At 64.0% G+C, this 25,565-nt stretch carries 24 protein-coding genes and 3 tRNA genes; 10 read left to right on the forward strand and 17 right to left on the reverse strand.

Annotated features, from left to right (window positions below):
• The first annotated feature begins 40 nt into the window (after positions 1-40).
• The gene (locus GUV69_RS07765; protein ID WP_244292653.1) at positions 41-724 is read left to right on the forward strand and encodes a hypothetical protein; all 684 of its coding nucleotides are present in this window, start codon (positions 41-43) and stop codon (positions 722-724) included.
• Between the two features lie 118 nt (positions 725-842).
• Here GUV69_RS07765 and GUV69_RS07770 read toward each other — a convergent pair whose 3' ends face one another.
• Entirely contained in the window at positions 843-2,459 is a 1,617-nt protein-coding gene (locus GUV69_RS07770; RefSeq protein ID WP_164201205.1) for a solute symporter family protein, read from the reverse strand.
• Positions 2,456-2,836, reverse strand: a complete 381-nt coding sequence (locus GUV69_RS07775) for a DUF485 domain-containing protein (RefSeq protein WP_164201207.1) — start codon at positions 2,834-2,836, stop codon at positions 2,456-2,458. The genes GUV69_RS07770 and GUV69_RS07775 overlap by 4 nt, the downstream gene beginning before the upstream one ends.
• Before the next feature lie 179 nt (positions 2,837-3,015).
• On the opposite strand from GUV69_RS07775, the gene GUV69_RS07780 reads away from it, so the two are divergent.
• The 4 genes from GUV69_RS07780 to GUV69_RS07795 all read left to right on the forward strand — a co-directional run bounded on the left by GUV69_RS07780 (position 3,016) and on the right by GUV69_RS07795 (position 6,820).
• Positions 3,016-4,206, forward strand: a complete 1,191-nt coding sequence (locus tag GUV69_RS07780) for a sensor histidine kinase (RefSeq protein ID WP_164201209.1) — start codon at positions 3,016-3,018, stop codon at positions 4,204-4,206.
• A gap of 61 nt (positions 4,207-4,267) precedes the next feature.
• On the forward strand, positions 4,268-4,987 hold the full coding sequence (locus GUV69_RS07785; RefSeq protein WP_164201211.1) for a LytR/AlgR family response regulator transcription factor: 720 nt from the start codon (positions 4,268-4,270) through the stop codon (positions 4,985-4,987).
• Positions 4,984-5,346, forward strand: a complete 363-nt coding sequence (locus tag GUV69_RS07790; RefSeq protein ID WP_164201213.1) for a DUF485 domain-containing protein — start codon at positions 4,984-4,986, stop codon at positions 5,344-5,346. Before GUV69_RS07785 ends, GUV69_RS07790 begins: the two co-directional genes overlap by 4 nt.
• Before the next feature lie 7 nt (positions 5,347-5,353).
• Entirely contained in the window at positions 5,354-6,820 is a 1,467-nt protein-coding gene (locus tag GUV69_RS07795; protein WP_164201215.1) for a sodium/solute symporter, read from the forward strand.
• Between the two features lie 53 nt (positions 6,821-6,873).
• Here GUV69_RS07795 and GUV69_RS07800 read toward each other — a convergent pair whose 3' ends face one another.
• From GUV69_RS07800 to rpsB, 6 genes are all read right to left on the reverse strand, one after another.
• Complete coding sequence (locus GUV69_RS07800; protein ID WP_164201217.1) at positions 6,874-7,458, reverse strand: DivIVA domain-containing protein; 585 nt, start codon at positions 7,456-7,458, stop codon at positions 6,874-6,876.
• Between the two features lie 96 nt (positions 7,459-7,554).
• On the reverse strand, positions 7,555-8,475 hold the full coding sequence (locus GUV69_RS07805) for a phosphatidate cytidylyltransferase (protein ID WP_164201219.1): 921 nt from the start codon (positions 8,473-8,475) through the stop codon (positions 7,555-7,557).
• Positions 8,475-9,032 (reverse strand): ribosome recycling factor, encoded by a 558-nt coding sequence (gene frr / locus GUV69_RS07810; RefSeq protein WP_164201220.1) that lies wholly within the window; start codon positions 9,030-9,032, stop codon positions 8,475-8,477. The genes GUV69_RS07805 and frr overlap by 1 nt, the downstream gene beginning before the upstream one ends.
• Before the next feature lie 126 nt (positions 9,033-9,158).
• The gene (pyrH, locus tag GUV69_RS07815; protein WP_164201222.1) at positions 9,159-9,896 is read right to left on the reverse strand and encodes a UMP kinase; all 738 of its coding nucleotides are present in this window, start codon (positions 9,894-9,896) and stop codon (positions 9,159-9,161) included.
• A 126-nt stretch (positions 9,897-10,022) separates the two neighbouring features.
• Positions 10,023-10,859, reverse strand: coding sequence for a translation elongation factor Ts (gene tsf / locus GUV69_RS07820; RefSeq protein ID WP_164201224.1), 837 nt, complete (start codon positions 10,857-10,859; stop codon positions 10,023-10,025).
• A gap of 129 nt (positions 10,860-10,988) precedes the next feature.
• The gene (gene rpsB / locus GUV69_RS07825) at positions 10,989-11,870 is read right to left on the reverse strand and encodes a 30S ribosomal protein S2 (protein WP_164201226.1); all 882 of its coding nucleotides are present in this window, start codon (positions 11,868-11,870) and stop codon (positions 10,989-10,991) included.
• Between the two features lie 401 nt (positions 11,871-12,271).
• On the opposite strand from rpsB, the gene GUV69_RS07830 reads away from it, so the two are divergent.
• Positions 12,272-12,781, forward strand: coding sequence for a M23 family metallopeptidase (locus GUV69_RS07830; protein WP_164201228.1), 510 nt, complete (start codon positions 12,272-12,274; stop codon positions 12,779-12,781).
• On the opposite strand, the gene GUV69_RS07835 is transcribed toward GUV69_RS07830, so the two are convergent.
• A complete protein-coding gene (locus tag GUV69_RS07835) occupies positions 12,778-13,968 on the reverse strand; it encodes an acyl-CoA dehydrogenase family protein (RefSeq protein ID WP_164201230.1) in 1,191 nt (396 codons plus the stop codon). The genes GUV69_RS07830 and GUV69_RS07835 overlap by 4 nt on opposite strands.
• 281 nt (positions 13,969-14,249) lie before the next feature.
• On the opposite strand from GUV69_RS07835, the gene GUV69_RS07840 reads away from it, so the two are divergent.
• Positions 14,250-17,024, forward strand: a complete 2,775-nt coding sequence (locus tag GUV69_RS07840) for an AAA domain-containing protein (RefSeq protein ID WP_164201232.1) — start codon at positions 14,250-14,252, stop codon at positions 17,022-17,024.
• Positions 17,025-17,061: 37 nt separating this feature from the next.
• Here GUV69_RS07840 and GUV69_RS07845 read toward each other — a convergent pair.
• From GUV69_RS07845 to GUV69_RS07865, 5 genes are all read right to left on the reverse strand, one after another.
• A tRNA-Ile gene (locus GUV69_RS07845) sits at positions 17,062-17,135 on the reverse strand.
• Positions 17,136-17,275: 140 nt separating this feature from the next.
• The gene (locus GUV69_RS07850; RefSeq protein ID WP_164201234.1) at positions 17,276-18,472 is read right to left on the reverse strand and encodes a glycosyltransferase; all 1,197 of its coding nucleotides are present in this window, start codon (positions 18,470-18,472) and stop codon (positions 17,276-17,278) included.
• A gap of 175 nt (positions 18,473-18,647) precedes the next feature.
• Positions 18,648-19,556, reverse strand: coding sequence for a DMT family transporter (locus GUV69_RS07855; RefSeq protein ID WP_164201236.1), 909 nt, complete (start codon positions 19,554-19,556; stop codon positions 18,648-18,650).
• A complete protein-coding gene (locus GUV69_RS07860; RefSeq protein ID WP_164201238.1) occupies positions 19,556-20,194 on the reverse strand; it encodes a CDP-alcohol phosphatidyltransferase family protein in 639 nt (212 codons plus the stop codon). Before GUV69_RS07860 ends, GUV69_RS07855 begins: the two co-directional genes overlap by 1 nt.
• Before the next feature lie 42 nt (positions 20,195-20,236).
• Positions 20,237-21,091 carry a phage holin family protein gene (locus GUV69_RS07865; RefSeq protein ID WP_164201240.1) on the reverse strand — a complete coding sequence of 285 codons (855 nt, stop codon included), beginning with the start codon at positions 21,089-21,091 and terminating at the stop codon, positions 20,237-20,239.
• A gap of 185 nt (positions 21,092-21,276) precedes the next feature.
• Here GUV69_RS07865 and GUV69_RS07870 point away from each other — a divergent pair, with 185 nt between their 5' ends.
• From GUV69_RS07870 to GUV69_RS07880, 3 genes are all read left to right on the forward strand, one after another.
• Positions 21,277-22,500, forward strand: coding sequence for a multidrug effflux MFS transporter (locus GUV69_RS07870; protein ID WP_164201242.1), 1,224 nt, complete (start codon positions 21,277-21,279; stop codon positions 22,498-22,500).
• Complete coding sequence (locus GUV69_RS07875; protein ID WP_164201244.1) at positions 22,497-22,676, forward strand: hypothetical protein; 180 nt, start codon at positions 22,497-22,499, stop codon at positions 22,674-22,676. Before GUV69_RS07870 ends, GUV69_RS07875 begins: the two co-directional genes overlap by 4 nt.
• A 132-nt stretch (positions 22,677-22,808) precedes the next feature.
• Complete coding sequence (locus GUV69_RS07880; RefSeq protein ID WP_164201246.1) at positions 22,809-23,216, forward strand: hypothetical protein; 408 nt, start codon at positions 22,809-22,811, stop codon at positions 23,214-23,216.
• Between the two features lie 51 nt (positions 23,217-23,267).
• On the opposite strand, the gene GUV69_RS07885 is transcribed toward GUV69_RS07880, so the two are convergent.
• From GUV69_RS07885 to dnaG, 3 genes are all read right to left on the reverse strand, one after another.
• A tRNA-Asn gene (locus GUV69_RS07885) sits at positions 23,268-23,340 on the reverse strand.
• A gap of 125 nt (positions 23,341-23,465) precedes the next feature.
• Positions 23,466-23,538, reverse strand: a tRNA-Asn gene (locus GUV69_RS07890).
• 77 nt (positions 23,539-23,615) lie between these two features.
• Entirely contained in the window at positions 23,616-25,559 is a 1,944-nt protein-coding gene (gene dnaG / locus GUV69_RS07895; RefSeq protein WP_164201248.1) for a DNA primase, read from the reverse strand.
• Between the last annotated feature and the right edge of the window lie 6 nt (positions 25,560-25,565).

Genomic DNA, 25,565 nt, shown 5'->3' on the forward strand with positions numbered 1-25,565 from the left:
GCAAAAAGGCAGTGCCACCGCGTTGCCGGAAAGGCTCCATGTGAGCAATCCTCAGGAACCGCATCAGCCGGTCCAGCCTGCACCTTGGCCCCAGCAGCCGCAGCAACAGCCACAGGCCCAGCCGCCGGCGGGCCAGTTCGCCGCGGCTCCGGGTTACGGCGCGTCCGCGCAGCACGCGGCACCGGGACAGCCCGCGGCACCCGGGAAATACGGGGTGCCCGGCCAGTACGGGACGCCCGGCCAGCCCCCGGCCGACGGGCCGTTCGGACTTCCCGGCGAACAGCCCCCCGCGCGCGGCCGCCGCAGGCTGTGGACCATCCTGGGGGTGGCGGGCGGCGTCCTGCTGCTGGTCATCCTGGGCGTTGTCATCCTGGTCAACGTAGTGGCAGGCCCCACCAACCACGCCAGGGGCCTTGCCGACGACTTTACGAAACTGGTGATCAACGGCGAAACCTCCACGGCGTACGACGAATACCTCGACCCTGCCCTCCAGGAGCAGGTAAGCAAGGAAACGTTCATCGCCGGCATCAAGACCCTGGAGATGGACAACACGTGCAAGCCGACCTACAACGAGGTCACGGCCAGCACCGAGAACGGCACCAAGGCAGCTGATGTGGTGGGGCTCATCACCTGCAGCGGGAACAAGAACATCGACCTCGTCTACCGCTTTGAGGGCACCGACGAGCTCAAGATGATGAACATCAAGATCAAGCCCAAGGTGTAGGGCTCGCCGGATACAGGAAAGGCCCGCGGCCCCCGAAGGGGACGCGGGCCTTTCCTTGCGCGTACGACCGCGGCTGCGGGCCGCCGTCGTACGTTCGGCTGGACCTAGTGTCCGGGGATCAGTGATCCACGGCCTTTTCCGCACCGACGCCGGTGAGTGAGCGGACTTCCATCTCGGCCTGCTTGGTGGTGTCCTCGCGCTTCTTGTCCAGCACGGTGCCGAGCCAGCCGAGCAGGAACGCCAGCGGGATGGACACAATGCCCGGGTTGTTCAGCGGGAAGATGGCGAAGTTCACGTCCTTGATCATCGAGGTCGCGCCGCCGGAGACGACGGGCGAGAAGATGATCAGGAGGATCGCCGAGCCCAGGCCGCCGTACATGCTCCACACCGCGCCCTGGGTGGTGAACCGCCGCCAGAACAGCGAGTAGACGATGGTGGGCAGGTTGGCCGACGCTGCAACGGCGAAGGCCAGGGCCACGAGGAACGCGATGTTCTGGCCGTTGGCGAGGATGCCGCCCAGGATGGCGAGGATGCCGATGACCACTACGGTACGCCGTGCCACCTTGACCTCGGTATCGGCGTCGGCCTTCCCCTTGGCGATGACATTGGCGTAGATGTCGTGGGCGAAGGACGCAGCTGCGGTGATGGTGAGGCCGGCCACAACGGCGAGGATGGTGGCGAACGCCACCGCCGAGATAAAGCCGAGCAGCAGCGGGCCGCCCAGGTAGAAGGCCAGCAGCGGTGCCGCAGCATTAACGCCACCCGGAGCGGACTTGATGGTCTCGGCACCAACCAGTGCGGCTGCACCGTAACCGAGCACCAGCGTGAAGAGATAGAAGAGCCCGATCAGCCAGATGGACCACACCACGGACTTCCGGGCTTCCTTAGCCGTCGGCACCGTGTAGAAGCGCATCAGCACGTGCGGCAGCGCCGCGGTCCCCAGGACCAGCGCGAGGCCGAGGGACATGAAGTCCAGCTTGGACGTCTCCGACTTGCCATACTGCAGGCCCGGGTTCAGTACCGCGGGGTTGCCGGAGGTTTCAACAGCGGCACCGAGGAGGCTGGAGAGGTTGAAGCCGTAGATGGCCAGCACCCAGAGGGTCATCACGGCGGCGCCGGCAATAAGCAGGACAGCCTTGATGATCTGGACCCAGGTGGTGCCCTTCATCCCGCCGATCAGGACGTACATGATCATCAGGGCGCCGACGACGATGATTACCAGCGCCTGGCCGCCCCAGTCGCTGATGCCCAGCAGGAGCGAGATCAGGCTGCCGGCTCCTGCCATCTGCGCGAGCAGGTAGAAGAAGCAGACAGCCAGGGTGGAAATGGCGGCCGCGATGCGGACCGGCCGCTGCTTGAGCCGGAAGGAGAGGACATCGGCCATGGTGAATTTGCCCGTGTTCCGCAGCAGTTCTGCCACGAGCAGCAGCGCCACGAGCCAGGCCACCAGGAAGCCGATGGAGTACATAAAGCCGTCGTAGCCGTTAACGGCGATGGCCCCGGTGATGCCCAGGAACGAGGCGGCGGACAGGTAGTCGCCGGCAATGGCGGTCCCGTTCTGGGAACCGGTGAACGAGCGGCCGGCGGCGTAGTAGTCGGCGGCGGTTTTGTTGTTTCGGCTGGCCCGGATCACGATCACCATGGTCACCGCGACGAACAGGCCGAAGATGCCCATGTTGAGAAGGGTGGTTTCCTTAAGGTCGGCGACGTTGACCGCCGTGGCAATGCCGATCATTTGTTCACTCCAGTCACGCGGTTGCCGTCCTTATCAAATTCATGGCCTTCAATTTCGTGGCGGATCTCGGCCGCGATCGGGTCAAGCTTCCGGTTGGAGTAGCTGACGTACCAGCCAGTGATGGCGAAGGTGGAGACAAACTGCAGCAGGCCAAGGATCAGGCCGATGTTGATGTTGCCCCACACTTTGGTGGACATAAAACCTACTGCGTAGTCTGCGAGCAGGACGTACGCGAAGTACCACAACAGGAACGCGACCGCCATGGGGAACACAAAGCTACGGTGACGTCTGCGCAGTTCCTGGAACCGCGCCGTCGACTGGACCTGTTCGAAGTCCACGGACGCTGCTGCGTCCGGAGTGTGGGCATCGTTACCCATCGTTCCTCCTCATTGAGAGTTGAGTGGCCCACCGGCTGCCCCCGGCAACCGGGATATCGCCAATGTGACTGCAATCACCTTGCGCCGTGACGGGCGCTACATTCCAGAGCAGCGGGTGCAATGGTCGCTCAACGGTCGCGATGCTGCGGCAAACGGCACCCGCCACTACGCTGGGCACCATGCCGGACTCCCCACTCCTCACCGCAGCAGCCATCGCCGTGATCGTCCTGGCGATCGCCGTCGTCGTCGGTGTGGGCATCAAGGTACTGCGGTCCTTCCGTGACCTGGGCACCGATGCCGAGCGCGCCACGTACAACACTTTGCACGCCGCGTCCCGCGCGGGGCAGCACCTGCGGACCGGGCTGAACCCTGCAGGGGCAGCCAAGGCCAGCCGCCAGCTCCGCAATCTCCTCGGCTGTGACGCGCTGGCCATCACCGATACCGCAGGGGTCCTCGCTTGGGACGGCGCCGCTGAGGACCTGAAACCGCGGCTGATGGACCTTGCCGCGGACGTCCTGAGCGGAGGACGGACAGCTGTGCTCCAGCCTCGGGACCTGGGCGCCGAACGTGCCGCCGGCGGCCTCGCCGCCGTCATCGCGCCGGTGCGCGCCGGATCGCGGGTGGTGGGCGTGGTGGCGGCGTTTGCCCCGTCCGCGGGCGCCGGGCTGGTCCGTGCCACAGGAGAAGTGGCCGACTGGGTGGCCGTCCAGGTGGAGCTGGCGGAACTTGATGCATCCCGGACCTTGCTCATGGAAGCCGAGGTGCGGGCCTTGCGCGCGCAGATCAGCCCGCACTTCATCTACAACTCGCTCAACGCCATCGCGTCGTTCATCAACACCGATCCCCAGCGTGCCCGCGAACTCGTGGTGGAGTTCGCCGATTTCACGAGGTACTCCTTCCGGCGGCACGGTGAGTTCACCACGCTGGCCGAGGAACTGCGCTGCATCGACCGGTACCTCCTGCTGGAGCGGGCCCGCTTCGGGGAGCGCGTCCAGGTCAGCCTGCGGATCGCGCCGGAGGTGCTGAGCACCGTCATCCCCTTCCTGAGCCTGCAGCCGCTCGTGGAGAATGCCGTAAGGCACGGCCTGGAGGCGAAGGAAGGAGAAGGCCACATCACCATCACCGCCAACGATTCCGGGGCCTTTGCGGAGGTGACCATCGAGGACGACGGCGTGGGGATGGATCCTGCCGAGCTCCAGTCCATGCTGGCCGGCCACCGGGACGGGGACCACGTGGGGCTGCGGAACGTCGACGCCCGCCTGCGCCAGGTCTATGGGGACCAGCACGGCCTGGTGATCGAGACCGCCCTCGGCGAGGGGACGCTGATCACCATGCGCGTCCCGAAGTCCCAGCCCGGCCATGACGCCTGATTCAGGCTTCCCTGATCCCGGCCGCCTCCTTCCATCCGCCTCCGGCGGCTAATGTAGGACCATGATTAACGTCCTCGTCGCAGACGACGAGTTACCCGCCGTGGAGGAACTGGCGTACCTGCTGGGCAGGGACGACCGCATCGGCACCATCCACCGCGCTTCCTCCGGTTCAGAGGCCCTGCGGGCCCTGACCACCGAATCCGTTGACGCCGTCTTCCTGGACATCCACATGCCCGCCGTGTCCGGCCTCGATGTTGCCCGCGCCATTGCCCGCAGCAGCAAACCCCCGGCGGTGGTGTTTGTCACCGCCGATGAGGACTGCGCGCTGGAAGCCTTCGAGCTGGCGGCCATCGACTACCTTCTCAAGCCCATCCGGGCCGAGCGGCTGGCCCGCTCGGTGGGCAGGATCAGTGAGTTGATGCGCGACGGCGCCGCCGCGCCTGAGATGATCACCGTGGACCAGGGCGGGACCACCAGGATGATCCGGCGCGACGACGTCACGTACGTCCAGGCGCAGGGCGACTACGCCCGCCTGCACACCGTCGATGCGAGCTACCTCATCCGTGTGCCGCTGGCCGACCTGGAACAGCAGTGGGCGGAGGCGGGCTTCATCAGGACACACCGGTCTTACCTGGTGGCTTTGAAACACGTGTCGTCAATGAAGCTGGCGGCGGATAAGCCCAGCGTCTCGGTGGCCGGCGCCAGCCTCCCCATCAGCCGCCGCCACCTTCCCACGGTCAGGGAAAAGCTGGAGGCCACCCGCATCCGGCCGCAGGCATGACCCGGGTCCGGGTCACGGCACCGCGGTCGGCTCCGCGGTCGGCTCCGCGCCCTGCCGGCGAATCACGCGAAGCTGCCGAGGAATCGGACGTGGGACAGGTCTTCGTCCGGTCCCTCATCCGTTCCCAGCTGCGGCTGGCCCTGGTGGTGGCTGTCGGGTTCATGCTGATTCTTGGCGCGTTCCCCGTGCTGCTGGCCGCCGTGCCCGGCCTGGCTGAAACCCGGATTGCGGGCATCCCCTTCGACTGGCTGCTGCTCGGGGCCGGAATCTATCCGGTCATCGGCCTCAGCGCCTGGCTGTTCATCCGGACGGCTTCCCGGAATGAGGCCCGGTACCGCGACCTGGCCGGGGACAGGTGACTTCCTGATGAATCCCGCCGTTGGTGTGGTGGCACTGGTTGTGGTCTCCGTCGCCACTGCCGTCATCGGTTTCTACGGCCTGCGGATTTCCCGCACCACCGGGGATTTCTATGTCGCCTCCCGCACGGTCAGGCCGTGGTGGAATGCTTCGGCCATCGGCGGCGAATATTTGTCCGCGGCGAGTTTCCTGGGCGTGGCCGGGCTGGTCCTGCTCTCCGGTACTGACGCCCTTTGGTTCCCTGTCGGCTACACCGCGGGCTACCTGATGCTGTTGCTGTTTGTGGCGGCCCCGCTGCGGCGGTCAGGGGCCTACACCATCCCGGACTTTACCGAGGCGAGACTGGATTCGCGGGCCGTCCGCCGCGTTACCAGCCTGGTGGTGGTTGTGGTGGGCTGGCTGTACATCGTCCCGCAGCTCCATGGCGCGGCGCTGACCATCAGGATCACCACCGGGCTTCCCGCCTGGGTGGGCTCCGTGGCCGTGGTCATTGTGGTGTGCCTGACCGTGGTGGCAGGCGGCATGCGCTCCATTACTTTTGTGCAGGCGTTCCAGTACTGGCTGAAGCTCACAGCCCTCGCGGTGCCGGTCCTTTTCATCGTCTTCACCCTTGCCGGCAACGGGACTGCCGCCGTCGCCCCTGCAACCGTGAATCCCACTGCCATGGCTCCTGCCAGCGCGTACCAGAACATCTCGCTGCTGGTTGCGCTGCTGTTCGGAACCCTGGGCCTCCCCCACGTCCTGGTGCGCTTCTACACCAATCCCGACGGAAGCTCGGCACGGCGGACCACCCTGATAGTGCTCGGCCTGCTCTCGGTTTTTTACCTCTTTCCTACTGCTTACGGCCTGGCAGGGCGGATGTTCGCGCCCGAGCTCGCCCGGTCCGGGCGGGCGGACGCGGTGGTTCTGCTCCTGCCGGGGCAGCTGATCGGAGGAACTGCCGGTGACCTGCTCTCGGCCCTCGTGGTGGCCGGGGCGTTTGCCGCCTTCCTGTCCACCACGTCCGGGCTGGTGGTGTCGCTCGCCGGCGTCATCAGCCAGGACGTCCTGGGCGGCGGCGTCCGCGGATTCCGGCTCGCCGCCGTCATCTCCGCCCTCGTGCCCCTGGGTTTCGCTGTGATGACCGATTCCCTGGCCCTGGCCGGCAGCGTGGGCCTCGTATTCGCTTTTACCGCTTCCACGGTCTGCCCGGTCCTCCTGCTCGGAATCTGGTGGCGGGGCCTCACCGACACCGGCGCCATTGCCGGAATGGTCACCGGCGGCGTCCTCTGCGGTGGCGCCATGGTGTGCGGCACTGTCCTGGGCGCCACGGGAACACCGTTCTGGCTGGCCCAGCCGGCGGCGTGGACCGTGCCCGCCGCGTTCGCCGTCATGGTGTTCGTCTCCCGCGGGACCAAAGACCGGATTCCCAAGACCATGACCCGGGTCATGACGAGGCTGCACACGCCGGAACGGCCGTTGGTCACGGAACGCTGAACGTCGCCGGCTCTTCAGTTGACGGCTACCTGTGCGGGGCCGGACAGCCGGGACTAGTCGATGGCTGCCATGAGTTCGACAACGCGGTCCAGGAAGGCGTCAACCTGGGTCTCCTCATATCCGTCCTGGCCCGCCGCCGGGCGGAACACGGCACGGCGGACGCTGTCCACGCTGAGCGGCTGGTCCTCCTCGAGGTAACCGATCAGGTCGTAGCAAAGTTTGTCCACGTCCGCGATGTTGTAGCTACGGACCTTCTTTTTGGCGGGCCGGCGGAAACGTTCGCCGTCAGGGCGGTGCAGACGGCCGCGGAGAATCCCCGAGAGTTTGCCGATCTCCCGCAGCCACGCATCTTCACCCCGGGCTGCAATCAGCTCATCCCGTTCACGGCGGGCAAACGCGTCTTCGAGCCGGTCCAGCGCCGCGTCCACCACGGCTGCGGAGTAGCCGCCCTTGACCGGATCAAAGGAAACGCCACGGACATCGGCGCTGCTGATGGCATTGATGGCGGCCTGGGGTGTCTCGAGCGCCACCCTGGCGCTCTGGAGGAACTGGTCCACCTGCTTGGCGTTGTAACCAAAATCGTTGCCCCGCACGCGCTCAAACGACGCGGGAATTTTCCGCTGAAAATCCAAAGCCACTGTTGTTCCTTTGTTGCTGTGAAGCCGGGTTTTGTACCAGTCTATTGGCGCGGCCGGTGCCGGGCAGGCGGGGCGGCCAGTCGGGGACGTGCAGGATCAGGCCCCCGAAACCATCGAAAAGAGGACGAACGCCACCGGTGAAGCAAAGACGATGGAGTCCAGCCTGTCCATCACACCGCCATGCCCGGGCAGAATACTGCTCATATCCTTGATACCGAGTTCACGCTTGACCATGGACTCGGCCAGGTCTCCCGCGGTGGACGCAGCGACCAGGCCCACGGCCAGGACCACTCCCACCCACCAGGGTTTGTCCAGGATGAAAAGGCAGGCCAGGATGCCGATCAGCATGGCGCCGGCGATGGATCCGGCGAACCCTTCCCAGGATTTCTTGGGGCTGATCTTCGGGGCCATGGGGTGCTTGCCCAGCGAGGCTCCCACAAGGTAGCCGAAGGTATCGTTCGAGACCACCAGCAGGAGCATCACTGCCACCTGCCAGGCTCCGGGCGGGATTGATCCGCCGGGCCAGAGTCCCAGGGGGACGGCTACACCGGTGGCATGGAGCGGCAGCGCCGCGAAGCTGATGAAAAACGGCACCCAGCCAAGCGTAAATACACCGGCGAAGATGCTGTTCGCCGAACCGGCGGGGCTTTCCACCGATCGCCAGAGGAGCACGGCGACGCAGCTGAGGATCATGGCGAAAAGCAGGCTTTCCACACCGCCGAAGTACGCGGAGAACGGCATGCCCACGGTGCCCACCATAACCGGGACAATAGGCATCCGCGTCCCGTTTGCCTCCAGGGCGCGGAAGATTTCCCACACACCGAAGACTGCGAACCCTGTGGTGACGGCAACGAATCCGAGGGGCAGGAAGAGCAGCCCGCCCAGCACACCGATCAGCATGGCCAGGCCCACCACTATGGCTGCCGGAAGATTCCGGCCGGCTTTAGGGGTCGGGTTGCTCCGCGGCTTCCCCTTGGTGCGCGCCCGTTGTGCCGGGGCCTGCTCTGCCTGGCTCATCAGACTTCGAGCAGCTCTGCTTCCTTGCGCTTGAGCAGCTCGTCGATGCCGTCCACGTGAGACTTGGTCAGCGCGTCGAGTTCCTTTTCAGCGCGGTTACCTTCGTCTTCGCCGGCTTCGCCATCCTTGACCAGCTTGTCCAGCGTTTCCTTCGCCTTGCGCCGGATGTTCCGGATGGAAATCTTGGCGTCCTCGCCCTTGGTCTTGACGATCTTGACGTATTCCTTGCGGCGTTCCTGGGTCAGGTCCGGGATGGTGATCCTGATGACGTTGCCGTCGTTGGAGGGGTTGGCGCCCACCTCGGAGTCACTGAGGGCGCGTTCAATATCGCGCAGGGCAGTTTTATCGAACGGGGTGATGAGAATGGTGCGTGCGTCCGGGATGGCGAACGACGCGAGCTGCTGCAGCGGGGTGGGTGAACCGTAGTAGTCCACCAGCACCTTGTTGTAGAGCCCCGGATTTGCCCGACCGGTCCGGATCGAGGCGAAGTCTTCCTTGGCTACCTCTACTGCCTTGTCCATCTTCTCTTCGGCTTCGAGCAAGGTTTCTTCGATCACGGTCTCTCCTCAGAAATCAGTGCAGTCCGGCTACCGGCTCCATGCACAATCTTGGTTCAGTGTTCCTGGTTCCATTGGTGCCCCGGCCAGCGGGATGGAACCGTGCTCAGATCATCCTAGCCGTAGCTAGGGGGTCACCAGCGTACCCAGCTTTTCGCCCCGGATGGCGCGGGTAACGTTCCCTTCGCCTTCCATCCCGAAGACGACCATGGACAGGTTGTTGTCCTTGCACATGGTCATTGCGGTCTGGTCCATCACGCGGATGTCCCGGCGCAGGGCTTCGTCGTAGCTCAAGGTGTCCAGGCGCTCGGCCTCCGGATCCTTTTTGGGGTCGGCTGTGTAGACGGCGTCCACACCGCTCTTGGCCATCAGGACAACGTCGGCGTGGACTTCAAGGGCCCGCTGGGCCGCTACGGTATCGGTGGAGAAATACGGCAGGCCGGCACCTGCGCCGAAGATGACAACGCGGCCTTTTTCCATGTGGCGGATGGCACGGCGCGGAATGTAGGCCTCGGCCACCTGGCCCATGGTGATGGCGCTCTGGACCCGGGTTTCAACGCCGGCCTGCTCCAGGAAGTCCTGCAGGGCCAGGCAGTTCATGACCGTGCCCAGCATGCCCATGTAGTCCGCGCGTGAGCGGTCCATGCCGCTCTGGGACAGTTCGGCCCCGCGGAAGAAGTTGCCGCCACCCACCACTATGGCAACCTCGACGTCGGGAACTGCTGCGGCGATCTGCTTGGCCACACCGCGGACGGTGTCGGGGTCAACGCCCAGTTTTCCGCCACCGAAGACCTCACCTGAGAGCTTCAGGAGGACGCGGCGCCGGTTCTTTTCTGGCTGGCTTGAAGTATTGACGGCTTCCATGGGTGCCTTCCCGTTGTGGACTCTGAAAAAGATTATCGTGCTGGGCGGCCAAAGGTCTCATCCGGCCCTTGCCGGGTGCATGCAAAAGGGGCGGCCACCGAAGTGGCCACCCCTTTGCGGATTCGACTAGGAGCCGACGCGGAAACGTGCGAAGGACGTGCCCTTGACGCCGGCCTCTTCGAGAACCTGCGCCACGGACTTCTTGGCATCCTTGGCGAATGCCTGGTCTACCAGGACCTCGCCCTTGTAGAAGCCCGTAACGCGGCCTTCCACAATCTTGGTGAGTGCTGCCTCGGGCTTGCCCTCAGCCTTGGCGGTCTCTTCGGCGATACGACGCTCGGACTCGACCAGCTCGGACGGAACGTCTTCGCGGGTCAGGTAGTTCGGCGACATGGCGGCGATGTGGACTGCAACGTCGTGTGCGGCGGTTGCAGCGGCTTCGCCTTCACCGTCGACAGCGAACAGGACGCCGACCTGGGCCGGGAGGTCCTTGGAGGTCTTGTGCAGGTAAGCGTCGACAGTGCCGCCCTCGATGCGGGAGATCCTGCGGACAACAACCTTTTCGCCCAGGATTGCGCCCTCTTCGACGACAACCTCGGACAGCGGCTTGCCGTCAACCGTGGTGGCGAGGAGGGTGTCGAGATCGGCAGCGCCGGACTCCACAGCAACCGTCAGGACCTTGTCGGCCAGCTGGATGAACTTGTCAGCCTTGGCAACGAAGTCCGTCTCGCAGTTGACCTCGATCATGACGCCAACGCCGTTGCTGACCTTTGCGGCCACGAGGCCTTCAGCGGTGGAGCGGCCTTCGCGCTTCGTAGCGCCCTTGAGGCCCTTGATGCGGATGATCTCGATGGCCTTTTCGGCGTCGCCGTTGGCTTCGTCGAGTGCCTTCTTGACATCCATCATGCCGGCGCCGGTGCGCTCGCGGAGAGCCTTGATATCAGCGGCAGTGTAGTTCGCCATGTGAACCCCTCTGTCTAGAAAATTTATGTGGTGTACGGACCGACAGGACGGCGGCTCACCGGGTGAGCCGCCATCCTGTCAGTGATCCGGCGCTGCGGGCAGCACCGGAGAATCCGGGATTTACTTGTCTTACTTGTCCGCGTCGGCGGCGGGCGTTTCCTCAGCAGCCGGAGCAGCCGGGGCTTCCTCGGCAGCCGGAGCGGCAGCTTCCTCTGCAGCCGGAGCGGCAGCAGCCTCTTCGGTCTTGCTGCCTTCGAGGAGTTCGCGCTCCCACTCAGCCAGCGGCTCTTCCGGAGCCTCGGTGGTGCCGGTTGCACGCTGGTTGCGGGCGATGAGGCCCTCGGCAACGGCGTCGGCGACAACGCGGGTCAGCAGGTTTACGGAGCGGATGGCGTCATCGTTGCCCGGGATCGGGAAGTCGACTTCGTCAGGATCGCAGTTGGTGTCCAGGATGGCCACAACCGGGATGTTCAGCTTCTTGGCCTCGTCAACGGCGAGGTGTTCCTTCTTGGTGTCCACGATCCAGAGCACGGAAGGTGCCTTGGTCAGGTTGCGGATACCGCCGAGGTTGGTTTCCAGCTTGGTCAGTTCACGGCGAAGGAGCAGCAGTTCCTTCTTCGTGTACGCGGAACCGGCGACGTCGTCGAAGTCGATCTCTTCCAGTTCCTTCATGCGCTGGATGCGCTTGGAGACGGTCTGGAAGTTGGTCAGCATACCGCCGAGCCAGCGCTGGTTCACGTAGGGCTGGCCCACGCGGGTAGCCTGCTCAGCAATTGCTTCCTGGGCCTGCTTCTTGGTGCCGACGAAGAGAACGGTGCCGCCGTGTGCAACGGTGGCCTTCACGAACTCGTAGGCGCGGTCGATGTAGGACAGCGACTGCTGAAGGTCAATGATGTAGATGCCGTTGCGCTCCGTGAAGATGAAGCGCTTCATCTTCGGGTTCCAACGGCGGGTCTGGTGTCCAAAGTGGACGCCGCTGTCAAGCAGCTGGCGCATAGTTACGACGGGCATGCCGGCGCTCCTTCCGGCAGGTCATTCATGAGAAAGCCTCGCGGCCCTCTTACCCTGCCAATAGTTGACGGTTGATTAGCGTGGCCCAGGGCGGGCCGTGCTCCTGGCATCCCTTGCGACTCTCATCAGGACCGGGGTCCTGACCGTAAGAGGCGCAATCCTCCTCAACTAAGCCGGGGCTCTAGAATTGGAGGTCTGGATGCGCGTAGTCAGTTGCTGCTCCCCCGCATTCCTGAATGAGGCGTGCCGACGCAAACGCGTTGAGGGCACAGCAAACTGCTCCACCAAGTGTACTACAGGCGCCGATATTCCCAGGACAGCCTCCGCCCGTCCGGCCGCCGTTTTCCACATGGCAGCACCGGGCACTCGCGGTAGCCGGCCGGCAGCGGAATGCTGGGCGGATGACAGCTAATCTTGTGCTTGCCGCCGTCCTGCTGCTCCAGGCAGTCACGGTTCCCCAGGCATCGGCTCCGCGCCCGGACTGGGACTGGCCGCTCACGCCCAGGCCTGCAGTGGTGCGGACCTTCGACCCGCCGGACAAGCCGTGGATGAGCGGGCATCGCGGCGTGGACCTTGGCGCAGCGCACGACGGCGTCCCGGTCACCTCGCCTGCGTCCGGCACTGTGAGTTTCGTCGGCGTGGTGGTTGACCGTCCCGTGATCACCATCGATCACGGCGGCGGGCTGCGCAGCAGCTTTGAGCCCGTGGAGAGCACCCTAACGGCCGGAACCGCCGTAGCGAAGGGCGAGGTCATCGGAACGCTTATGCCGGGTCACTGCGGCGCGCTGCACTGCGTCCACTGGGGGGTCAGGCGTGGCGATGACTACGTCAATCCACTGGAATTCGTCATCGACCTCCGGCCGTCGATCCTCCTGCCGGTCACCGCAGCGGTTCCGCTCCGGCTGCCCTAGACGATGGCTGAGATTCCGGTGATGGCGCGGCCGGTCACCAGCGTGTTGATCTCGTGGGTTCCTTCGTACGAGTAGATGGCTTCCGCATCGGCGAAGATCTTGGCCATTTCGAAGTCGGTCACGATCCCGTTGCCGCCCAGGAGGCTGCGGCCGATCGCCACGCTTTCCCGCATCCGGGCGGTGGTGAATGCCTTGGCCAGGGCAGACTGCTCATCCTTGGCCTGGCCGGCGTCCTCCAACTGGGAAAGCCTGACCATCATGCCCATCGAGCTGACGGCGTTGCCCAGGATCTGCACCAGCTGGCTCTGGACCAGCTGGAAGGAGGCCAGGGGGCGGCCGAACTGGTGGCGTTCCACGGCGTAGCGGCGGGCAACATCGAACGCGGCGAGCTGCTGCCCCACTGCCTGCCAGGCCACGGCCAGCCGGGTGACCTTGAGGACCTTGTTGGTGTCGCGGAAGCTGTTGGCGCCGGCAAGTTTGAAGAAGTCGGGGACCACAACGTTGTCCAGCGCGATATCTGCGTTCTGGACGGTACGGAGTGAGATCTTGTTTTCAATCTTGGAGGCACTGAAGCCGGGCAGTGTTGTATCAACCAGGAAGCCCTTGACCTGATTGTCGGCAAGGTCGCGGGCGTAGACGACCACCCAGTCGGAGAAGGTGGCGTTGCCAATCCACCGTTTGGCGCCGTTGAGGATCCAGGTGTCGCCGTCGCGCTGCGCCGTGGTGCGGGTGCCGCCTGCCACGTCGGAGCCGCCCAGGGGTTCAGTGAGGCCGAACGCGCCGATCTTCTTCAATGAATAGATGTCCGGGAGCCAGGCGTCCTGCTGTTCCTGGGAGGCCAGGGCCTCGATGGATCCGGTGAAGAGTCCGTCGTGGACGCCAAGGAAGGTGGCGATGGAAGTGTCCGCACGCGTGGCCTCGGCGTGGACGAGGCCGGCAAACAGATTCGAATAGCCCTGGCGCCGCACCGGACTGACAAGGTCGATTTCAGCCAGCTTGGGGATGAGATCCATGGGGAATTCGCCGCGGTTCCAGCAGTCGACGGCGATGGGCCGGACTTCGCGGGAAAGGAAGCCGCGGATTTCGGCCAGGCGGTCCTGCTCCTTGCCCGTAAGCAATTGCTCGAAGGCAAAGAAGTCACCGTCGGCATATGGAAGATCGTTGATGTCAATGGATTTCTTGGCCATGGTTTCCTCGCTCGGGATCAGTTCTGGCGAACAGAACTCCGAGGATCACGAACCCCGGAGTTCAGTAAGTTACTGGTGAGTAACTTACCGCAAGGACCTCTTCCCCGCAACGGCGGGTGGATGAGACGGGCGGCCTGGTTGGTGCGGAGGCCGCAGGATCCTAGGCTGCCTGGCTTTGGACGGATAATGACCGGTCCGGGTGCGGCAGGGAGGCGTGACACCTAACTTCGGTAAGGTCAGGATTGCAAGGACGCTGGGATCATTTGCTTGGGGGAATGGACATGACTGACCCACGCCGCGAGGCCATCCTTATCCGTCGCCCGGATGAGTCTGGTTTTGACGACAGGACCTCCGACGTCGTGGAATGCGTTGCCGGCGCAGATTACACCTACCTCACGTTCCAGCCGGCCAAGGGAAGTCCGAAAAAGTACCGGTACTCCACCCGGAAAATTCTGGTTCTCAGCAATCCCGAAAGGCAACGCCTCGGCGATAGGGACTGTGTCAGCGTGCGGGGCCAGTTCGTGCAGGGAGTGACGGAAGTCTGGCGCTTCGATGGTCCCGGCCAAACCTGGTGGCGGGTCTTTTCACTAAACGGCGGGCACGAGACACATCAAATGTGCGTGCAGGACGAGTTCGCCATAGTTCCGGCCGCTGAGCTTCCACCCGCAGCTTATGACGTCCTCAACTACTGGCACGACGTCGTTTCCCACCTGGAAACGAAGGATCCTTTGCGTCCGCTCTATGAAAAGTTCAGGACGGTTCCGCAGGGAAGCGTCCTGGATCTGTATCTTCGCGGAGCGGCTCCTGATGCCTCGGCTGATCCTGGCGAGCTCATCTTCCCGTTCTCTACAAACCTCAGCCAGCGTGAAGCCCTCAGAAAAGGCCTCACCCACCGTATATCAGTGATCGATGGGCCCCCGGGAACGGGCAAGACGGAAACAATACTCACCCTGGTGGCCAACATCATCCGCACTCCAGGAAAAACAGTGGGCGTTGTATCCTCCAACAACGCTGCGGTGAGGAACGTCCGCGACAAACTCACAGCCGAAGGGCTCGGCCACGTCGCAGCAGACTTGGGGAACAACGAAGTCAAAGTCAATTTTTTCACCGGCGACCACCCCGGCAACACAGAGGTGCAACGCAAGGCCGGCAGGACACCTGTACCGCGGCCTGCCGCAGGACAGATTTCAGACCTCGACGAGCGAGTCCAGCACGCGCAGACCACGGCCAGGGAGCTGGCCACGCGTCGGCAGGAGCTGGCTGCCTTCAAACTGGAGCGGCGTCACTTCGGCCAGCACATCGGCAGCCACGATCTGCCACCACTGCCAGCCTTGGCCATCCTGCAGCGGCCGTCAGTCCGTATCCTCGAATTCCTGGCCGAGACAGCGTCCGTTCCGGCCAATGAAAGTCCGTTCCAGAGACTTTTTCGCCGCGTGAGGGGGCGATTCCGGTACGGTCCAACCAAACACATCGATCCCTATGACACGGACGTGGTACTCCGCCTCCAGGCCGCCTTTTACGACAAGCGGATTGCGGAACTCGAACAGCAGGTCCTGCAGCTGGAAAGGCAAAGCGACCAGAACCACGCTCCCGGGCTCGACGGCGATCTGCGGCGGCTGTCGAGGCAGGCGCTGGATGCCAGCCTGCATGAGCGTTACGCCACGGGAGGGTCACAAAGTTATTCGGTGGGGAGCTACCGCCGGCACTTCAGCGCTTTTGCCCATGACTACCCGGTCATACTCAGCACCTGCCACTCCCTGCCCGGCAGCATCCCTGACGGCTTCCTGCTGGACTACCTGATCATTGATGAAGCGTCACAAGTGGACCTGCTGGTTGCCGGCTCTGCGCTTTCCCGCGCTCGGAACCTCATTGTGGTGGGCGACCTGCAGCAACTCCCCCACATTCCCAAGCCGGATGCAGCCCAGCGTGCCCGGCCGTCACCGGCGGCCAGTTATGACTATGAACGGCACAGCATTCTGTCCTCGATCATCGAACGATTCGGCACCGGCCTCCCCCGGACCATGCTTCGGGAGCACTACCGCTGCGACCCTGCCATCATCGACTTTTGCAACAAGAAGTTCTACGGCGGCCAGCTGATCCCCTTCACCACCAGCGATCCGGGCAATAGGCCGCTGGTAGTGGTACGGACCGCCCAGGGAAACCACATGAGGCAACATGCCGGTGGCCGCACCAATCAGCGGGAAGCGGATGTCATTGCCGAGGAGGTGCTGCGGAAATTCTGTTCGGACACGGACCCCGAAGACATCGGCGTGGTGACCCCGTACCGGCTGCAGGTGGACAAAGTGGCAGCAGCCATCGTCAATACCATCCAGGCTGACACAGTCCACAAATTCCAGGGCCGCGCCAAGGACGTCATCATCATGAGCACAGTCCTGGACGAGACCAGGAACGGACGTTTCGGGGTTCAGTTCGTGGACAACCCGCACCTGGTCAATGTGGCGGTTTCCCGCGCGGTCAAAAGGTTTGTCCTGGTGACGAATTACGACATGCTGCCGGCCAGCCGCCATCTCCGCGACCTGATCCGATTCATTCAGTACCAAGACCCCGAACACGGCGTGTTCGACAGCTCAGTCCTCTCCGTGTTCGATCTCCTGTACAAGGAGTACTCAGCGGTGCTGGGGCCCTTGGCTGCCCGCCTTCACACCACGTCCAAGTTCGCTTCAGAGAACATCGTGTGGACCTTGCTCCTGGACATTCTTGCCGAGGACGCCCACACGCATCTGGCCGTTGCCCAACAGGTGGTCCTGCGCAATCTGCTCCCGGACCTGTCCCGGCTTACGCCCCGGCAGGCGGACTATGTGAGGAACCGCGCCACAATGGATTTCGTCATCTACAACCGGATTACCAACATGCCCATCCTCGCGGTGGAAGTGGACGGCTTCGCCTTCCACGAAGCTGACCCCCTGCAAAAAGTCCGGGACGGCCTGAAGGATGCGATCTGCAGCGCGCACAGTATTCCGCTCCTGCGGCTGCCTACCACCGGGAGCGGGGAAGAACCGCTCATCCGTAACAGGCTTACGGCGGTGGACATCTGACTGCCGGGATCTGACCCGGCATGCCTATTAACGTTCGTAGGGCTACTCGGACTTGAACCGAGGACCTTAGGATTATGAGTCCCGCGCTCTAACCAGCTGAGCTATAGCCCCATGCCCATGACTGAACGGATCCGGAAGGACTTCGGATTCAGCAGGGCAAAAACACTCTAGCAAACGAGGACGCCGCATCTGACCACCGCTGCTGCCTGGCACGCCAGGTCGACGGCCGCCTGGCCACCGATTGCCCGCCCTTAGACCACTTTGTCTTCGAAGCTGGCGCCGCGGTAGAGGTCCTCGAAGGTCTGCAAAGTGCCTTGGATGCTGTGCGGTTCCACCATGCGCCGGCTGGCCTGGCCCATCGCTGCGCGCTCCGACGCGGGCAACTGCAGGATCCGGGTGATCTTGGCTGCGAGGTCGTCGCTGTCGTTAGGGGTGAAAAGGTAGCCGTTCTCGCCGTCGCGCACGAGGTGCGGCAGCGCCATGGCGTCCGCGAGCAAGACCGGCGTGGAGGCCGACATGGCTTCCAGGGTGACCAGGGACTGCAGTTCGGCAGTGCCGGGCATGCAGAACAGGTCCGCCTTGATGTACGTCTCCCGGAGTTGTTCATCACTGGCCAGTCCGAGGAACCGCACCCGGTCCTCGAGCCCAAGCCGTTTGGCGAGCGCTTCGAGGGACTGACGGACTTCGCCGCCGCCGACGATCTCCAAGTGAACATTCAACGCGGCAGGAGTTTTGGCCACCGCGTTAATGAGGACGTCGATGTGCTTTTCCTCAGCCAGCCTGCCCACAAACACCACGGTCGGGTTCGCATGCGGTTCGATGACCTCGCCGGGCTGCAACTCATACGCGGCCGAGTCGATGCCGTTGGAGAGTGGCAGCACCTTGCGGAGGAAGGCGTGCTGGTGCATGGCTTTCGCGGCCAGCGGCGTGGGCGTGGTGACCACGTCCGCCTGGCCCATGACCTTCCCCATGTCCTTCCAGGAGATCTTGCCGATGATGTCCTTGAACCACTGCGGGAAAGGCAGGAACGGGTTGAGGTTTTCCGGCATGAAGTGGTTGGTGGCCACGATCCTGATGCCCCGCTTCACAGCCTCATACAGGACGTGTTCGCCAATCATGTAGTGGCTTTGGATGTGGACCACGTCAGGCTTGACCCGGTCGAACAGGAGGCTGATCTCTTTCTTGATTTCCCAGGGCAAACAGATGCGGAAGTATTCGTGGGTGAACACGCCATGCGAGCGGAGGCGGTGCACTGTTGCTTCGGAGCGGAACTCAGTGAAGCTGGCTCCGTTGTCCGCACGGCAAGCCAGGACATTCACATTGTGGCCGCGGCCGGTCATGCCCTTCGCCAGACGGTAGCTGAACTGCGCCGCCCCGTTGATGTGGGGCGGATACGTATCCGCGGCGATCAGGATGGTCAGGGGGCGCTGGTCAGAGGGCGTTGTCACGTTGAGAGCTCCTGAAGGTCACGGTGCGGGCACCTGACGCTGAGACACCGGTAGCCGCATGCGCGGTAGCACGGGGCCTCGTGGTGAAAGTCGGTTTGTTCAAAACTGGCTAGGTCAAGACTTGTTGGTCGGAAATCGGTTGAGACTACTGGACATGATTTGTTGGTGAGACAGGCTAGTGGGACGCCCTGCCTGCCGCCTTCCGCGCATCTTTCTTGCGCTTGGTGACCTCAGGGTGGTGCCTGGAAAGGGCGATCACCCCCACGATAGCAAGGGATGCTGCCGTGGCCATGGCAATCGCCATTACGGCGTGGACGTCAGGGCGCAGCTCACCCAGGATCACGATCCCGATGGCGATCCCCACAATCGGATCGATGACTGTCAGGCCGGCGATAACCAGATCAGGCGGGCCGCCCGAGTAGGCGCTTTGGACGAACCAGGAGCCGAGCCCGCCGGCTGCGGCGATTGCCACCACCGAATACCACTGGACGTTGAGCAGGAACAGCCCGTTCGGATCCAGCAGGTGTTTGCCGATGATCCGGGTCAGCACCGCCACAAAGCCGAAGAGAACACCGGCGCCGAGGATGTAGACAAATGCACTCATGCGGTGCCGGAACATCACCGCCAGGGTCCCGAAAACCCCGACAGCCAGGGCAAGCAGCAACACAATGGTGAGCTCATCCTCCTGGTTCACATGATGGTTTTCCTGGGTCACGTTCACGGCAAGGAGGACAAACAGGGCGGACCCGGTCACGCACGCGGCGATGGACACCATGGTGGCCCGGTTGATTGTGATGTCCTGGTCGCGGGCGTTCACAACGGTGGTAATGACCAGTGCGATCGCCCCGATGGGCTGCACCACGGTCAGCGGCGCGGAAACCAGCGCCACTGCGTTCATGGCCATTCCAAGGCACAGCAGGAGCAGCCCGACCACCCACCGCGGATTGCGCAGCAGGCGCAGGAACCCGTTGGAACTCAGCGCGAGCCCACCCGTATCGGCCTTAACGGCACTCCCCTGCTTCTGCGCTCCCAAGGCAAGGCAGAACGCCCCCAGCACCGCCAGCAGGACTGCAACCCACACCATCAGGCGCTGCCGCCGTCGTGCTTTGCGCCATCCTGATGTGACTGCATTCTGCCCTTTCGCAGAATGGCCCAGAAATAGTTGTAGGCGGCAATCCAATGACCGGCGAGTCCGAGACCCAGCACGATCCAGGCGGCGATGAACAGCGGCTCCCCAAAGGGAGTATCCAGCCGGGAGAGGACCAGCATTGGAGTGCCCAACAGCAGGAGACCGGTACGGACCTTGCCGACCCTGCTCACCGGCAGATCGGGATGGCCCCGGAAATAGAAGAGTGTCAGGACCAGGAGCACGGCGTCGGGGACCAGGAGCGCGGCAAGGTAGAGCCAGTGGACGACGCCGGCGATCACCAGGGTGACTGCTACGGCGATCAGTGCGAGCCGGTCAGCCAGCGGGTCCATGACCCGGCCCAGCTTGGACGCCTGGTCGAAACGGCGTGCCACATAGCCGTCAATCCAGTCGGTGCCAGCCATGACTGCCAGGACAACAACGGCGATCCCGTACTCCTGTTGCGCGAGAACCAGCCAGATGAACAGCGGTACGCCCATAAAGCGCAGCACCGTGAGGGCGTTGGGGATGGTGAAGACGCGGTCGTGATCGATCTGGGGGCGGCCGGGACGCGCGCCAGCGCCGATGAACCTCACTCCGCTCCCCTCCTCACAGCACTGCGTGGACGTGTTGGTCAGTTATGGATTCCGAAGCAGCCTGCGCAGCAGCACCACAAAAACAGTGGCAGAAGCCACGAGAGCGGCCAGGGGCTTCCAACGGAGGCTGGCACCTTCAGCGGACTCGGAGAACGCTGCGAACTTTTGACCGGCCGCGTTCTTCCCGTGGTCGAGCACGGCCTTGCCCTCGCCGAGCTTTACCTTGGCCGCGCCCACAAGGAAGTTGACCTGGGGTTTGAGGTCCAACTCGGTGTCCAGCTCGTCACGGACTTCGGCGATGTGGCGCCGCCGCTGGTCCAGCCTGCGGTGGAGCTCGGGCTCGGACGCGTGCGGGAACTCCACCTTGTTTGCCTCTTCCTTGGCTTCCTTCTCAGCCTTGGCCTTCGCTGCGGCCTCGGCCTTGGCAGCCTTGGCTGCTTTTGCCTCCGGGCTGGCCGGATCCAGGATGGCGGCATTGAAGTCCGAACCTTCCTTGGCAATGCCGAGGTCATGCTTGATCCCGCGAATGGTCTCCTCCGGCATCAGGGGCATCGCCTTCTTGAACTTCCGGAGACCGATCAGCCCGCCGATGAGGGCGATAACCAGGAACACGGCGCAAACGATCAGCGCGGCCAGCCAGGCGGGCATGATGGTGGCCAGGCCCATGATAGCGGCAACGATCAGGCCAACAACCAGGAACGCCACGAACACCAGCGCGACAGCGAAAAAGGCTGCCGCCACTCCCACCTGGACGCCCTTGCGCTTGAGCTCTACCTTGGCAAACGCGATTTCGTCGTTCAGTTGGCGGGGCGCCAGGCGAAAGAGTAGTTTCAGCGTCTTGGGCAGTGCGGTGATACGCAATCCCTGGCTGGTGCGCCCGGTGTGACGTCCGCTCATCGGTTCCCGCCTTACTTGTTGCTGGTCTGCTGTTTTATCGGTCCGGCTTCGTCTACGGGAGCGTGCGCCAGCACGGTCCCGCCCCCAAAGCTATCATTCAGGGTCAGGCCAAACTCCCGTGCCGGCCCAACGGCGCGCTTGCAATCCCATAACGAGTGACCTGCCGGGGCCTAGGATTGGTCTCCGTGACCACACCCCTCAATCCGGGCGATTCCCTGAGCCGCCGCCGGAAGTTGCTGTACATCCTCCTCCTCGGTGCCCTTACCGCTTTGGGGCCCTTCACAATTGATCTGTACCTGCCGGCCTTCCCGGCGCTCGAAGCCAGCCTGGGAGTGTCAGAGGCACAGGTCCAGCTGACCCTGGCCGGCACCACCGTAGGCTTCGCGCTCGGCCAGCTGGTGGTGGGCCCCCTCAGCGACAAGTTCGGCCGGCGCCTCCCGCTGATCCTGGCCACTGCCCTGCACATTGCCTCTTCGCTGGGAGCGGCCCTGTCCACCGACATCGCCACGCTGGGCCTCTTCCGCGTTTTGATGGGCGTGGGCGCGGCCGGCGGCGGCGTGGTGGCCATGGCAATGGTCCGCGATCTGTTCTCCGGTTACGCCATGGTACGGATGTTCTCACGGATGGCCCTGGTGAACGGACTCGCACCGATCCTTGCACCGGTCATCGGATCCCAGCTGCTGCTCGTGATGCCCTGGCCCGGCATCTTTGTGTTCCTGGCCGGTTACGGCACCCTGGTGATCACTGCAGCGCTCTTCCTGGTCCGGGAAACCCTCCCGCCCGAAAAGCGCGGCCAATCCGGGATGACTGCCGGGCAGCGCTACAAAGTCCTCTTCACGGACCGGATCTTCGTGGGGCTGCTGGTGGTGGGCGGCATGAACTTCGCCGGCCTCTTTACCTACCTGTCCGCCTCGCCGTTCCTGTTCCAGGACATTTTCGGTTTCTCGGCGCAGGAGTACGGCCTTTTGTTCGGGATCAATTCCCTGGGCATCGTGGCCGGCGTCCAGATCAGCTCCAGGCTTATCCGGCGGGTCCCGCCCCAGTGGATCCTGGCATGTTCCACGGCCTGGATGTTTTTGATGGCCCTGCTGATCGTGATTTTCGACCAGGCCGGACTGGGGCTGTGGGGCGTGCTTGTCCCGCTCTGGCTTTACATCATGGGTACGGGTTTCACGTTCCCGTGTGTGCAGGTGCTGGCACTGTCCAGCCACGGAGCCCAGGCCGGCACGGCTGCCTCCCTGCTGGGGGCCGCGACCTTCATGATGGCGGGGCTGATCTCACCGGTGGTTGGCTGGCTGGGAATCACGAGCTCCACTCCGATGGGCGCCGTCCAGGCCGCGTGCATCCTGGTAGCAATTGCCGGTCTGTGGCTTATCGTGCGGCCACGGACAGTCCCGTCGATCCAGTGAGCCGCACGCCGCACCGCAACCCCCGGGGACTGTTCCTCGGGGCAGTGCTGGGCGCCGTCGCCGGCTACTTTGCCGGCCGGATGGTCGGCAGCCCTGCAATGGGAATTATCCTCGGCGCCCTCGTCGTTTCGGCGCTGCTCTATCGGGTGAACCCTGGTCCCTGGAACCGGAAATAAGTGAACCCGCAGGTTTAGGCTCAGCCCCGGCGCAGACGGTCCGCGCGGGCCTGCGGCCTCCCGTCCGCCAGAGCGGTTTGCCAGGGCCGTCCGCCCCTGACGTGGCGTACGCTGCCGCGATAAAATAAATCCGTGCCCAGCTGGCAGTACTCCTCGCCGCTTCCGGCCACATGGCAACGGTGCGATTCCGGCATCCTGCCACTGTGGTGGGACCGGCTGTGTGCGCAGACGGGCGAGCAGTCAGCGGCCCTCTATGCTGCGGGGCTCTTTACCGAAGACCGGCGCCGCCCGATTGCCCAGTGGTTCAACCCCGCCTTCAGCGCAGCCCTCCTGGTAGCCCCTGAGACGTCTCCCGAGTGGCCCGTGCAGCGCTTCGGCATCTTCTACGCTCCACCGGGCGCCGGCTTCGCCAGGGTGCACTCCGCCCCGCATGAATGGCACCCGCGCGAACCCCGCAAGTCCCCCACCGAACAGGAAGCGTTCCTCGCCGCCATCGCCGAGGCCGAGCGTTTCCTGCAGGTGGAAATGGATTTCGTCTGAAAGCAAAAGTTCCCCGCCCTCACACGGAGGACGGGGAATTTTTGTTGTTTGCTCCTCCTGCTGGACTTGAACCAGCAACCCTTCGATTAACAGTCGAATGCTCTGCCAATTGAGCTAAGGAGGAATGAAGCAGGTATGACCTTAGCAAAGGTTTCCCGCCAATGTGAAATCGGCGCTGTCACGTCCCCGCAATACCCTCCCCGGGTATAAAAAATCCCCGTTCCGGTGACCCGGAACGGGGATTGTGCGCTCCTCCTGCTGGACTTGAACCAGCAACCCTTCGATTAACAGTCGAATGCTCTGCCAATTGAGCTAAGGAGGAATGAAGCGGGTATCAGCCTAGCAAACCCACCGGCTGGAAGCGAAATCGGACGTGAAATCCAGACTGCAGCGCCCGGATCAGGAGTCCGAGCGGAGCGCCCGGCGTTCCATTTCCAGCATCATCAGTTCGCGGTTGAGCCGCTGGAATTCCTCGGGACTGGCTGCGGGGTCCAGCCGTTGCAGCTGGCCCATCTTGTCTGCTTTCACCCGGGTGATCTGGAGCTCGAACAGCCGGGCCAGGATGTCCTTGCAGTATTTCTGGACGGCGTCGGCGGTGCTGGCCGGCAGCGGCACCACAGCCAGTTCGGACACCAATGGACGCAAAGGTTCCGGGACCTCGTTCATCACCTGCTCCACCCAGCGCACGGGCTCCCCGATTGATCCTGGACCGGAGGCGCGCATGGCGTCATGAACGGCCTGGAAGGCGGGTGTCCTGAACCGCGCAGCCGAGAAGCGTTCCCAGATGCCGCCGCCCAGCAGCGCGGGCTCCTGCAGCGCCACCTCCAGCGCCTGCCGCTCCATGGACGCCACCGGATCGCGGGGATCGGGCCGGTGATAGGAGGGAACAGCGCCCGACGCCGGTCCGGCAGCGACTCCGGGTCCGCCGGGTTGCGTCCTGGGCGCCCCTGCACGGGTGCCGGGCTGGGCCGGTCCGCCCGCCGGCGGCGCGCCTGTAGCCTGCGATCCTGCAGCAGCACGTTTCATTGCCACGGCCACGGCCTGGCTGACCTCTTCAACGGCCATGCCAAGCCAGCCTGCCAGTTCCCGGGCGTAGGCAGGCCGGATGGCGGCGTCCCGGATCTGGGCCACCACCGGGGCAGATTCGCGAAGGGCTGCCACGCGGCCTTCCACGGTGTCCAGATTATGGCGTTTCAGTGTTGCCTTGATGGCGAATTCAAACAACGGACGCCGGCTGTTGATGAGGTCCCGGACAGCGGCGTCGCCCTTGGTCTGGCGCAGGTCGCAGGGATCGGCGCCGGTGGGGTCCACGGCCACATAGTTCTGGGCCACGAACCGCTGGTCCTCGTCGAAAGCCCGCAGCGCGGCCTTCTGCCCCGCGGCGTCACCGTCGAAAGTGAAGATCACTTCTCCCCCGGTGCCGTCGTCGGACAGGAGCCGCCGGGCGATCTTGATGTGTTCGGCGCCGAACGCGGTACCGCAGGTGGCCACCGCCGTCGGAATTCCCGCAAGGTGGCAGGCCATCACGTCCGTGTAGCCTTCCACCACCACCAGCTGGCGGTCCTTGGCAACATGTTTTTTGGCCAGATCGATCCCGTAAAGGACCTGGGATTTCTTGTAGAGCGTCGTTTCGGGGGTGTTGAGGTACTTGGGGCCCTGGTCGTCCTCGTAGAGTTTCCGGGCGCCGAAGCCGATGGTGTCCCCGGCGATGTCGCGGATGGGCCAGATCAGGCGGCCACGGAACCGGTCGTAGATTCCCCGGTTTCCTTCAGAGAACATGCCGGTGAGCTTGAGTTCAGCGTCAGTGAAGCCCCGGCCGCGGAGATGCTTCAGCAGCGCATCCCAGCCCTGCGGCGCGTAACCGACGCCGAACTGTTCCGAGGCGGCCCGGTCAAAGCCGCGGTTGTACAGGAAGTTCCGGCCTTCAGCGGCGCCGGGAGTCAGCAGCTGGGCGCGGAAGAACTCGTCGGCAATTTTGTGCGCGTCCAGCAGGCGCTGGCGCTTTCCCACTTCTTCGCGGCTGGGACCGGTTCCGCCGTCCTCGTAGCGCAGTTCATAGCCAATGCGGGCGGCAAGCTTTTCGACGGCCTCATGGAAAGACGTATGGTCCTGCTTCTGGACAAAAGCGATGACGTCGCCGTCTTCGCCGCAGCCGAAGCAGTGGTACCTGCCTACCTGGGGGCGGACGGTGAATGACGGCGAGCGCTCGTCGTGGAAAGGGCAGAGGCCCTTATACGTCCCCAGGCCGGCACCCTTGAGTGTGACGTAGCCGTCAACCACTTCCTTGATGTCCGTGCGCTGGCGAACTTCGTCAATATCTTCTCGTTTGATCAGGCCAGCCACAGAGCC

Source organism: [Micrococcus luteus] ATCC 49442, from assembly GCF_010367585.1.
Taxonomy (GTDB): domain Bacteria; phylum Actinomycetota; class Actinomycetes; order Actinomycetales; family Micrococcaceae; genus Arthrobacter; species Arthrobacter luteus_A.